Here is a 10,479-nt window from a genome sequence, read left to right on the forward strand (position 1 = left end):
ATCTCAACGCACATGATCACACCAAGGCCGCACTGCTGTCGCACCAGCCCTCGCTGGTCAGCGGGCACGCAACTCACCGAACTGACACGGTCGTTAAAAAACAAGTTGAGTACGTGTACTCATACCAGGCGGCTGCCGGGCGGCCAGGATCAAGGCAACGGAACGGCCGAGAGAGCCGGTCCGACCGACTGATCCTGACAGGGGACATCCTCATGGCGCGTCGTATCGTTCTTGCCGTCACCGCTGGTGTCGTCGTCCTCGGTGGCGCCGGAGCCTTCGCCCTCGCATACGCCGGAGAGCAGCCTCCCTCGGTGGAGCAGAGCGCCGCCGGCTACGCGGCCCCTGCCGGCGACCGTGCCGGTTCGCTGACCTTCACCACCGACGTCACGGCGTCCTCCGGTGTCAAGAGCGTGAAGGTCCTGGCCTGGCCGGCGAACTCGGACTTCGCCAAGAAGGGCCTGACCGCCAAGGACATGGCCTCCGTGGAGTCGGCCGTGTGCAAGCCGTCCGGTGGGGACACCGTGCACTGCACGTACAAGGTTCCCGTCACCCGTGACGACGCCGAGACGTCCGAGCGTGGTGTGTGGCACGTCGCTGTGCTGGCCACCTCGAAGGACGGCGACACGAAGCTGGTCGCCAAGGCCGCCGACTTCAACGTCGCGTGATCCTGTGGACCGGTGATGTTCGACGCGGCGCGTGTGCTCCCGGACCGGTCCTGGTCTCAGGGGTCGAGGAGGGCAGGTCCCGGATGTCGGGAGACGAGCCGTGGCGTATGTCGGTGGTCGGTGAGGACTTCGAGGTCAGCCGGCGCGACGGCACCCCGGGCAGCTACCACCTCGCCCGGCTGACCGGCCCCGACCCCCAGTACGGCTTCGGGTTCGGCACCCACCCTCCCCTAGCGGCCGACAGGGTCCAACTGGCGCAGTCCATCCGGGACTTCCTCTCACAGGTGGACCCTGAGACCGGACACTTCGAGTAACCGCACCCCTGTCGCATCCCGCCCGGCGAGAGGCACTCCGCCACCCGCCCCATCCCCAGACCTCGCCGATCTTGTGCCGGATGTCGAAGAGGTTCGCCGCGTGGACCCCCGCGTCCCGGTCCCCCACGGCCTCCTCGACCACCACCGGAACGAACCCGTGCTGCATGGCTTCGAGCGCCGTGGCCCGTGCGCAACCGCTGGTCGTGAGGCAGGCGATGAAGACGGTGTCGATGTCGTGGGAGGTGAGGCACGTGGACAGGGGCGTGCCGAAGAAGGCGCTCGGTCACTGCTTCGCCACCGTCAACTCCCCGTCCGTCGGGCCGGTCCCTCGATGAACTCGCCGTACGGGCTGCCGTCCAGCCACACCTGGAACGGATGGCACGACCACGTCACCCTCGTCTCCGTCGCGCATGCCTTTGAGAGCGGATACGTGCAGGCAGGTCAGAGGTGGGCCAAGCGGCGCAGCCACGGCCAGCTCTCCCTGCCGATCTTGCCGTCCTCATCCAGTCCGGCGTGGCAGCATTCATTCAGGCCGGCCTGCATGTTTTTAGCCGCGGCCTTGGAGTTGGAGCCGAAGACTCCGTCGATGGTGCCGGGGTTGAAGCCCGACCGACGGAGCAGGCACTGTGCCTCGATGCCCGAGTTGGTCACCACGGTGCTCGAGGGCTGCACGGTGGTGCCCGAATAATAGCCGGCGTATGCGTACTCGCCGGAGGTCGAGTAGTGGCAGGTGTACGTCGCGGCCGACGCCGCGGCAGCGGGCGGTACGGCAAAGCCGCTGCCCAAGGCGAGGGCGGCCGTGGCCAGGGCGATGCGCTTGCGTATGCTCATGCCGGGTCCTTCAGGTCGTGGGCCGGGCCCGGTTGGGTATTCCGAGCAGCCCCGGGCTGTGCGGCTCCGGTCGAGGAGGGGCGCTGTGCCTTGACGGTAGGGGCGGCCGCCACCGCCGACGCGTCCTGCGGCGGGTGTTCCTCCCGCTCCATCGTGTGCGGTAGTTGCGAGGGGTACAACTCTCTTTTGGGCCACACCGCCCAGCCGCGGCAAGGACGTCGCCTTCGAAGCGTCCGTCACAATTGTGGCAGACAAGGACTTCACGCCTGGCGCAGATCCTTGACCCGGCGGAGCTTGCCCAGCGAGCGCTCCAGGGTCTCCGGTTCGGCGACGGTGACCTCGACGGTCACGCCGACGCCGTCCTTGACGCCTTGACCGATGGCCTTCGCGGCGGTCTCGCGCTGTTGCGGCCCAGTACCGGGCCGGGCCTCGACGAGGATTGTCATGTGGTCCATGCGCCCGCGCCGGCTCAGTTGGATCTGGAAGTGAGGGGCCATACCGGGGGTGCGCAGCACGATCTCCTCGATCTGGCTGGGGAAGACGTTCACCCCGCGCAGGACGATCATGTCGTCGCAGCGGCCGGTGATCTTCTCGATGCGGCGGAAAGCGGGCCGGGCGGTGCCCGGCAGCAGCCGGGTGAGGTCGCGCGTGCGGTAGCGGATGATCGGCAGCGCCTCCTTGGTGAGGGAGGTGAAGACCAGCTCGCCGTCCGCGCCGTCGGGCATGACGTCGTTCATGACCGGGTCGACGATCTCGGGGTAGAAGTGGTCCTCCCACACGTGCAGGCCGTCCTTGGTCTCCACGCACTCCTGGGCGACGCCGGGGCCGATCACCTCGGACAGGCCGTAGATGTCGACGGCGTGGATGTCCATGCGCTCCTCGATCTCGCGGCGCATCTCCTCGGTCCAGGGTTCGGCGCCGAAGATGCCGACCTGAAGGGAGGTGGAGCGCGGGTCGACGCCCTGGCGCTCGAACTCGTCCAGGAGGGTGAGCATGTAGGAGGGGGTGACCATGATGATCTCGGGCTTGAAGTCCTGGATGATCTGCACCTGGCGTGCGGTCATGCCGCCCGAGGCAGGGATCACCGTGCAGCCGGCCCGCTCGGCGCCGTAGTGTGCGCCGAGGCCGCCGGTGAACAGGCCGTAGCCGTAGGAGATGTGCACCTTGTGGCCCGGGCGGCCGCCCGCGGCGCGGATCGAGCGGGCGATGACGTCCGCCCACATGGAGATGTCGTTCTCGGTGTAGCCGACGACCGTGGGGCGGCCGGTGGTGCCGCTGGACGCGTGGACACGGCGGATCTGGCCCATGGGAACGGCGAACATGCCGAAGGGGTACGTGTCCCGCAGGTCCGCCTTGGTGGTGAAGGGGAACCGGGCGAGGTCCTCCAACGAGCGGCAGTCGGCGGGCACGACTCTGGCTTCGTCGAATTTCTCGCGGTACAGCGGAACGTTGTCGTACGCGTGCCGCAGTGTCGCCCGCAGGCGGCGGAGCTGGAGGTCTCTGAGCTCCTCGCGGGAGATCCGCTCCGCGCTGTCCAGCAGATGTGCCGGGAGGGGCCGTCCACGACGGTCCGTGGCGGCCGCGGGGGTGTTCAGTCGGCTGCTCATGGTGACTCCTTGGGTTCCGTGCTCCTGATGCTGCGGCCGCGGAACTCCGCGATCACGTCGTCGCCGTGCCGGACGCTCACGTCGCAGATACCGCTACGGCCAGTCGGGCTCTACCACCATGTCTCCGGCAAGGAGGCGCTCCTCGACCTCGCCCTCCCCCGCGCCCCGGACGTCGTCTTCGCCGTACTCGACGAGGTCCCGGACCCAGGCGCCGCAGCGACGGCGCAGCTGCGGCACGCCGTGCGGGGCCGGCGGTCTCGCCGATCGGTCCATGACCTGGTCGCCGCCGACGACGTCAAACGCGGCCTACGCCGCGCAGCAGTTGCTCGTCGACGCACGGATCGCGGCCGGCGCTCCTTCTCCGACCGCTCACGGCGGACGACGATCTCCGGGCCGCACCGATTTGTAGGGCCCGGGGCCTGCGGCGACGACGTCGTCACTTGGCGCCGGTGCGGCACCGAAGTCGTAGTGTCTGTCGGTCACTGTGCAGACTCCGGTCGCAGGCGCCGGCTGCTGGATCAGCCGGAGATCATTTCGGACAGTTCCTCGTCCGGGTGGTGCAGGATCACCGCCGCCGGCTCGGCGGGCGCTTCGACGGTGCGCGGGGTCGGGTTGCGATTGATCAGCAGCCGGAACACGTCGGGACGGGAGTAGTGACCGACCGGGTCCGCTGCGGACTTCGCGATCGCGATCAGCGCCGGATCGAGGTCCGCGTAGAGGATGCCTTCCTCGGTTTCCGCGAGCGGTTCGGCCAGCGGTGTGCCTTCGGGCCCGAAGATGCGTGCGTAGCCGCCACCGGCCCGCAGGAGCTGCCGCTTGGCCTCTGTGTCGCAGAACAGCGCCTGAGCGGCCTCGCCGATGACCGAGCAGGCGGCGACGACGAAGGTCTGGCCTTCGACGCCGTACATGAGGCTCGCGGCGGTGTTGACCTCGGGCCCGAGCGCGCTGGCCGCGCCGCGGTAGATGGAGAAGCTCGGCCAGGAGGCGACGTGGATCTCTTCGCCCAGGCTGTACATCGCATACTTGGACAGCGGCTGGAAGTGCTCCCAGCAGTTCAGCGCGCCGAGCTTGCCGAGCGGGGTGCTGTGCACCTGCAGGTCGCTGCCGTCGCCTTCGCCGTAGACCGAGCGCTCGACGTGCGTCGGCTTGAGCTTGCGGCGCACGGAGATCAGCTCGCCGGTGTCGGAGATGAACGCCTGCGCCATGTAGAGACTGCCGCCGTCGCGTTCGCTGAAGCCGAGCACCACATGCACGCCGTTGTCGGCGGCGGCCCGGCGCAGGCGCCGCATCTCGTCGCCGTCGCGGGTCATCGAATTAGCGGCGTACCGGGGCACGAACGCCATGCCCGCGGCGGGAGAGTCAAGCCAGATCCACCACGGGTAACCGGGGACGAAGGTTTCGCCGAACGCCACCAGCTTCGCCCCGCCGCGCGCCGCCTCACCGATGAGCGCGATCGCCTTGTCGACGCTGGCGGCCAGGTCGAGCCACACCGGCTCTGCCTGGACCGCCGCCACTCGCACAACGCCTTCCATGATGCCTCCTGGGGTTGATGTGCCAGGCAACATAGGGCGGTGGCGGCCGCCGGGACTGACCGCGTGCGCCTCGGTCACTGACCGCGTGCGCCACCGGGGGTCGTGCCGAACCCGGCACGGAACGCGCGGTGGAACCCGGACTCGCTGGCGAACCCGCACTGCGCGGCAACCGTCGCGATCGGACGGTCCGGGTACTCGATCAGCAAAGCCTTCGCGCGCTCCAGGCGCGCTCGGCGGATCGCCGCGGCCACCCCGCCCTCGGGGGCAAAAATCCGGTTCAACGTGCGCCGCGAGACCCGGCAGGCAGCAGCGACTTGGGCGACGTCCAAACTCGGATCGGCCAGACGCCGTCGGATGATCGCCGAAGCCCGCTCACGGACGAGGGCCCGTGCCGGATCCGGTCCGGGCTCGCCGGACGCCGCGAACGACGCCGCCGCCGACAGCAGCCCGAGCGCGTGCGGCAGTAGCGGGGCCGACGTCTGCGGGCTGGTCCTGGCCGCTTCGGCCAGCGCGGTGAAGAACGCCGGCACTACCTGTCCCGGTCCGCACCGGCCGAGCGCCCGAGCGGTCAGTGCCCGAGTGTCGCGCACCGCCAGGTCACGCCTGGGTACCTGGACCACGAGCTGGCGGAACTCGTCGGCGAAGCTCAGCGTGTACGGGCGGGTGCTGTCGTAGAACGCCATTTCGCCGGTGTCGAGCTCGGCGACCCGGCCGTCCTGCTCGACGCGCCCGCGGCCGCGCAGCTGGATGCTCGCCAGCAGGTACTCGTCCCCGCTGCGTGCGATCAGGCTCGGAGTCCGGCGCACCACCTGCCCGCCGGCCACCACAGTGGATAGTTCCAGCTCACCGACCGGTACGTGCTCGATCCGCCCCGAGAAGGCATTCTCGGCGACCGGGGCGGCGCTGAGCTGCACGAACGTCTCGCAGATCATCTCCCGCCAGTAGGCGAACGCCTCTGCGGCAGGCACCACCGCCGTGGTCAGCTCCACCCGGGCCTGACGATCCATCCGCCGATTATCACCCCGGCAGGCCGTCCGGTCGAGCGCAGGGGCCAGGTCACGCGTACTGCTGCCACTCCCCCTCCTTGCTCCCTCAGGTGGGCGTGTTGTGGGAGCAGTCAGGTCGGCGAGAGGAACAGGCGACATGAGGCTCCGTCGCTCGACCAGATCCCGGTCCGTCACAGACCCGTGTCGGCCAGCCACCGGCTGGTGGTCCGGGCGTGATGCCCAGCAGCTCTGGGCGGAGTTCTCCAGCGCGATCGAGCGGCCCGGCAGCGCGCTCATGGCCCGGTAGGAGCCCGCGATGTCGGCGGCGGGCCTTCGCCGATCAGCGGGGCGACCGAGACACGGAATTCCTCGGGTGTGATCGGCTCGAAGGCTACGTCCTTGCCGAGACGTGCTCCGAACGTCGCGGCCAGGTCGGGGCCGGTGATTGCCACGCGCGGCGGGGCGGCCTGGCAGGCGCTGGGCGTCATGGTCGGCCGGGGGGTCAGCCCAGTGTGGGGCGTGTGCGGCGTGCGGTGTGTGCGGGCCGCCCGACTGCGGCGTACCAGACCAGGGCCGCACAGATGAAGGCCGTCGCCGCGGAGACCAGTGACCTTGTGAGGGTGTCGTTCCGTGCACCGGAAACGAGGGCGATGGCCGATGCCACCGTCAAGGTGATGACGGAAAGCGCACGGGTGCTCCGCATGGCGCCTGGCGCGACGGCCGGCGGCAGCAGCCAGGTTGCGAGGCCGTAACAGGCACAGGCCAACAGTGTGGCCCCCAGCACTTCGCTGGGCCGGTGGCCGCCCATGGTCGCGCTGGCGGCGGCGATGCAGGCGAGCCAAAGCACACCGACCGTGGCGACGTAGGGGCGGATGCGGGGGGGAAACCACGAGGACGGCGGCGAGAGTCAGCGCGGCGGGGATGGTGGTGTGCCCGCTGGGGAAACCCTGATCAAGGAGATTCTCCGGCGCGCCCACCAGATCGGGGCGGGGCAGGGTCGACTTGAGGACCTCCTTGCCTCCGGTCGTGAATATGACGACGCCGAGCGCCGCACACCCCGGCCACCAGCATCGCCGCACCAGGGTGAGGAGCACGATGACGGCCAGGCCCACCATCAGGGTGGGCTTGGTGCTCAATTCCAGCGGCGGCAGGGGCGTCGAGCCGTAGGCCGCTCCAGACAGGGGGTAGATCCATGCTTCTTCGCCGCCCTGTTCACCGAGACCGAACAGGGCGTTCTCAGCTCGTTGCCCCCACGGGGTGCAGATGGCGAGCAGGTAGACCGTCAGGAACCCCAGGGTGTACAGCAGGGCCGGCATCCAAGGCCGTGTCGTACGCGACAGGCTGGGGGCGTCGGGGGCCTGCCTTGAGGCCCCGGGACGGTGCGCGGGCAGGGTCGGAGAATCGTGCTGAGTCATCGCTCTGTTTCTTCCGTTGAGGGGAGTTGGGCCACGCAAGTCCTGTGGCACGACGTGGGCCGCCGGGCTCGGCCGACCCACCGGGCTCCGCTCCTATTCGGGGAGCGCCCGCTCCTGTCGGCGCTGGGCGGTGATCGCCAGGGCGGGGAGGGGCGCGATCAGGAGGAGGAGAACGACCAGGTCCGGAAGGGACTGCATGAACGCGTCCGGCTGGACGACGATCGCCTGCGTGCGGACGATCGCGACCGCCGCGACGGGGATCAGCCACCGGTGGTCGCCGGTGGTCGCCGTCGCCACCCACGCACCGAGCAGGGCGGCGGCCTCGAGGACGAACAAGCCGCGCTGGAAGGCCGGACTGACAGAGATGACGTGCAGGCCCCCGGCCACGAACATGGCGAGCACGACAGGGGCCAGCCAACGGTACGAGCGGCGTCGCAGAACTCTGGAAGCGAGCCGTCCGTATAGGGCTTGGCTCTTCAAGTCCCGCGCTGAGCGGACCGGATGGCGGGGTCTCTCGTACCTGCCCTGCTGTTGCAGTCGGCCGGGGCGGATGAACGGCTTGAGGCCCGCCACACGATGTGGCGAGCCTCAGCGGATTTCGGGCTACAGCGGTGAGCGCGTTCAGTTGCTACTCGGCCATCGGTTCGACGTAGGTGCTGTCGAACCAGTCGAGGAACTCGCGGACGCTGCCGATCTTGGCGACCCGGGCATGCAGCGCCTTCTGGTCGTGCCCAGCCAGGAACCAGCCACCGGTGACTGGTTCACCGCACCCGCATCCGCACAGGCGGATGTCGTGCGACGAATCGAAGTAGGTGATCGGGTTTCGGGCCGAGTCCACAGGGGTCTTCTTGTCCACGTAGGCGTCGTAGACCGCGTGGCCCGCCTTGAGAAACCTGCCCTCGATCGCCTTGCGCCCGCCGGCAACCGGAACCAGCTTGTCGATCTCGATGGCCATGCGCACGGTGCCGCGGGCGGAGAGCAGCGCGTACTGCTCCTTCTCCGCCCGCTCACCCAGGACCCAGCAGCCCCGGTTGGCCTGGAAGAGCGCTTCGCCGCTCATGCTCTCGTGCCAACCGACATAACTACGCCCCAACTGGTCCTCCTGCGGCTCGACGGGCCGCATGTCGCCGAGAGTGATGTGGATCATGATCTGCCCCCAATAGGTGGATACCCATGGCCCCTTGCCCTGGCATCTATTGGCATCCTGCCAGAACCGCCCGGATACCTTCAACCCCTTGGATGTAAGGTCTTTGGTTAGGGGTGCAGGTGAGATCCCTGATCTCGGCGGCGGTGGCCTTCTACCCGCCGCAGTCGACCTCCCGCCACATGGCCAGCCCGTCGCCGTTCAGCCTGCCGGACGCGTTGATGGTGCTGACGATCCGCCGCTGCACGGCCCGTACCTCCGGGGCGACCGCTCAGGCCATCTCCGTCTCCCTCATCCCGGCCGGCGTCCACGGGCGGGCGCCGTCTGCACGCATCAACGCTCCAGGCCCGTACACGGCCCGGTCCGACTTTCCGCCCGATCGCCCTGCGCCGGCACCTACTCGTCGTCGTCGGCAGCGTTCTTGTCCCGCAGGGGCCGCAGCCCGCCGGGCAGGTCGGGGAGCTGGAAGGAGTACCGGCCGAGCGGAGATGTACGGCCGGTTCGAGTTGGACATGAACAGCCACCTGGACCTGGAGCTTGCGGCTGCGGTGACAATGCCTGGCCCACGTAGTCCGCAGAGCGAAGCCCCCGGCTACACGGCGACCCGAGCTACTGCCGGGTGGTCGTAGAGCCCGGAAAGATGCACCGAAATACCCGTCGGTAGGCAGCGGCCGTGGCAGCCGATGCCGGACAGTCCAGGCGAGGGTCCAGATCAGCTCGGAATTGTGGCTCCAGCGCCCAACTGCCGTTCGATCTCCGCAGCCGGGAACGGCGTCTGCTTGCTCTCGGTGAGCAGACGGCGGAAGAAGGAGGCCACGACGACGGTAGGGCGTGCGTGCCTGTCGATGATGGCCGTGATCGCAGGCGGGATGTCGTCAGGTCGCCGGCCCGCGATCCAGTCGTGCAGGAAGGCTTCGCGTTCCGTGTCACCCACGCCGTCGAGCAAGTGGTACTGGAGCAGGTGGCTCGCGGTGTAGCAGTGGTCGTATGCGAGGTGGTCCGAGAGGAAGGCGGACTCGTCCGCCGAAAGATCGAAGCGCGAGCTCAGAGCAAGTCCGAAGTCAGCGAAGTAGAGCTGGCGTCCATCGGTCAGGATGTTGGCAAAGTGGGCATCGAAGTGGACAAGTCCGCGAGAACTCATGAAGGCAGCTCCTCTCATCAGGGCTTCCTCCACCCAGCGGAAGGGCAAGCTGTCCCCGTCTTCCGGCGCGGCGGTTTTGCGCTGGGTGGCCAGCCATCCGGCGAGTGTGTGCGGCACGTGCTCCAGGAAGACCACCAGGCTGCACGAGGACTGGCCGATGGCCTCCAGCCGGTCACGAACGGCGGGTGATCCCTCCCAGTGCGCGACGGCCCCTTCCAGGCCTCCGAACTCGTCGGTGAATCCTCCGGGAGGGGAGTCAGGCAGAACTCGCCAGTGGTACATCAGGGGGAATCCCGCATACTCGTCGCCCAGAACCCAGTTCGTGGTCATGGTGTGCGCGGCAAGCTCCCGCCAGGCACCGAACCCGGCCGAGCCCACCCCGTACTGGTAGAACATCGGCAGTTCGAAGACGTTCGCCGTCGACCGCACGTTCTCCGGGCGCAATTCGGTGTCCGTCAAAGGGATCCGCTTGACGAAGACGCGCGTTCCGTTGATGTCCAGCTCTGCCGACCTGCCGCCGATGCCCGACCCGAGCGGGGTAGCGGCCGCCACGACCTCCCCGAGCCGGTGGTCGCTCAGCAAGGAGAGTTGGGTGCTCACGGCTCCGTAGCCAGCCAGGCGCGCGGCGCGCAGCAAATCCTGGTCTAGCATCGACGGCTCCTCGGTGCCCGAACCAGGGCTTCGGCATCCCGCGTACGGCATCGACCTTACGCTGAGAAGGTCAGCCACTGAAGTTCCTCAATGAGCCTCTTCAGCGTTGCTGCTCCAGGGTGAGGATGGCCTTGGCGATTGACGTCATGCGGTTGGGGCTGCACCGGGATCTGCGGAAGATGCGCCAGGACTT

9 protein-coding genes and 5 pseudogenes are annotated in these 10,479 nt (G+C 68.7%); 2 read left to right on the forward strand and 12 right to left on the reverse strand.

The features are described from left to right. Nucleotides 1-212: 212 nt before the first annotated feature. Entirely contained in the window at nucleotides 213-665 is a 453-nt protein-coding gene (locus ACN6LD_RS41000) for a DUF5707 domain-containing protein (RefSeq protein ID WP_445045820.1), read from the forward strand. An 83-nt stretch (nucleotides 666-748) separates the two neighbouring features. Then, nucleotides 749-979, forward strand: a complete 231-nt coding sequence (locus ACN6LD_RS41005; RefSeq protein ID WP_445045821.1) for a hypothetical protein — start codon at nucleotides 749-751, stop codon at nucleotides 977-979. Nucleotides 980-1,097: 118 nt separating this feature from the next. On the opposite strand, the pseudogene ACN6LD_RS41010 reads toward ACN6LD_RS41005, so the two are convergent. The 12 genes and pseudogenes from ACN6LD_RS41010 to ACN6LD_RS41065 all read right to left on the reverse strand — a co-directional run. After that, nucleotides 1,098-1,238 (reverse strand): annotated as a pseudogene (locus ACN6LD_RS41010) (isochorismatase family protein); the annotation flags it as partial. Between the two features lie 182 nt (nucleotides 1,239-1,420). Further along, on the reverse strand, nucleotides 1,421-1,810 hold the full coding sequence (locus ACN6LD_RS41015; protein WP_319196400.1) for a peptidoglycan-binding domain-containing protein: 390 nt from the start codon (nucleotides 1,808-1,810) through the stop codon (nucleotides 1,421-1,423). Between the two features lie 260 nt (nucleotides 1,811-2,070). Beyond that, the gene (gene paaK, locus ACN6LD_RS41020) at nucleotides 2,071-3,417 is read right to left on the reverse strand and encodes a phenylacetate--CoA ligase PaaK (RefSeq protein WP_445045822.1); all 1,347 of its coding nucleotides are present in this window, start codon (nucleotides 3,415-3,417) and stop codon (nucleotides 2,071-2,073) included. After that, a pseudogene (locus ACN6LD_RS41025) lies at nucleotides 3,414-3,518 on the reverse strand (phenylacetic acid degradation protein PaaD); the annotation flags it as partial. The gene paaK and the pseudogene ACN6LD_RS41025, both read right to left, overlap by 4 nt. Beyond that, nucleotides 3,511-3,690 (reverse strand): hypothetical protein, encoded by a 180-nt coding sequence (locus ACN6LD_RS41030; RefSeq protein ID WP_445045823.1) that lies wholly within the window; start codon nucleotides 3,688-3,690, stop codon nucleotides 3,511-3,513. The pseudogene ACN6LD_RS41025 and the gene ACN6LD_RS41030, both read right to left, overlap by 8 nt. A 245-nt stretch (nucleotides 3,691-3,935) precedes the next feature. Next, nucleotides 3,936-4,931 (reverse strand): carbon-nitrogen hydrolase family protein, encoded by a 996-nt coding sequence (locus ACN6LD_RS41035; RefSeq protein WP_445045824.1) that lies wholly within the window; start codon nucleotides 4,929-4,931, stop codon nucleotides 3,936-3,938. A 92-nt stretch (nucleotides 4,932-5,023) separates the two neighbouring features. After that, nucleotides 5,024-5,956, reverse strand: a complete 933-nt coding sequence (locus ACN6LD_RS41040) for an AraC-like ligand-binding domain-containing protein (protein WP_445045825.1) — start codon at nucleotides 5,954-5,956, stop codon at nucleotides 5,024-5,026. Nucleotides 5,957-6,437: 481 nt separating this feature from the next. Beyond that, nucleotides 6,438-7,350 (reverse strand): annotated as a pseudogene (locus ACN6LD_RS41045) (phosphatase PAP2 family protein). Nucleotides 7,351-7,443: 93 nt separating this feature from the next. After that, a pseudogene (locus ACN6LD_RS41050) lies at nucleotides 7,444-7,788 on the reverse strand (hypothetical protein); the annotation flags it as partial. A 190-nt stretch (nucleotides 7,789-7,978) separates the two neighbouring features. Next, entirely contained in the window at nucleotides 7,979-8,497 is a 519-nt protein-coding gene (locus ACN6LD_RS41055; RefSeq protein ID WP_319196411.1) for a hypothetical protein, read from the reverse strand. A gap of 709 nt (nucleotides 8,498-9,206) precedes the next feature. Continuing rightward, nucleotides 9,207-10,286, reverse strand: a complete 1,080-nt coding sequence (locus ACN6LD_RS41060) for a protein kinase family protein (RefSeq protein ID WP_445045826.1) — start codon at nucleotides 10,284-10,286, stop codon at nucleotides 9,207-9,209. 100 nt (nucleotides 10,287-10,386) lie between these two features. Further along, a pseudogene (locus tag ACN6LD_RS41065) lies at nucleotides 10,387-10,479 on the reverse strand (IS5/IS1182 family transposase); the annotation flags it as partial.

The organism is Streptomyces sp. SAS_272 (assembly GCF_052543235.1).

Bases quoted from the DNA above. Each gene is read 5' to 3' on its own strand.
- ACN6LD_RS41000 (WP_445045820.1), top strand. From the start codon at position 213: ATGGCGCGTCGTATCGTTCTTGCCGTCACCGCTGGTGTCGTCGTCCTC.
- ACN6LD_RS41005 (WP_445045821.1), top strand. From the start codon at position 749: ATGTCGGGAGACGAGCCGTGGCGTATGTCGGTGGTCGGTGAGGACTTC.
- ACN6LD_RS41015 (WP_319196400.1), bottom strand. From the start codon at position 1,810: ATGAGCATACGCAAGCGCATCGCCCTGGCCACGGCCGCCCTCGCCTTG.
- paaK (WP_445045822.1), bottom strand. From the start codon at position 3,417: ATGAGCAGCCGACTGAACACCCCCGCGGCCGCCACGGACCGTCGTGGA.
- ACN6LD_RS41030 (WP_445045823.1), bottom strand. From the start codon at position 3,690: ATGGACCGATCGGCGAGACCGCCGGCCCCGCACGGCGTGCCGCAGCTG.
- ACN6LD_RS41040 (WP_445045825.1), bottom strand. From the start codon at position 5,956: ATGGATCGTCAGGCCCGGGTGGAGCTGACCACGGCGGTGGTGCCTGCC.
- ACN6LD_RS41055 (WP_319196411.1), bottom strand. From the start codon at position 8,497: ATGATCCACATCACTCTCGGCGACATGCGGCCCGTCGAGCCGCAGGAG.
- ACN6LD_RS41060 (WP_445045826.1), bottom strand. From the start codon at position 10,286: ATGCTAGACCAGGATTTGCTGCGCGCCGCGCGCCTGGCTGGCTACGGA.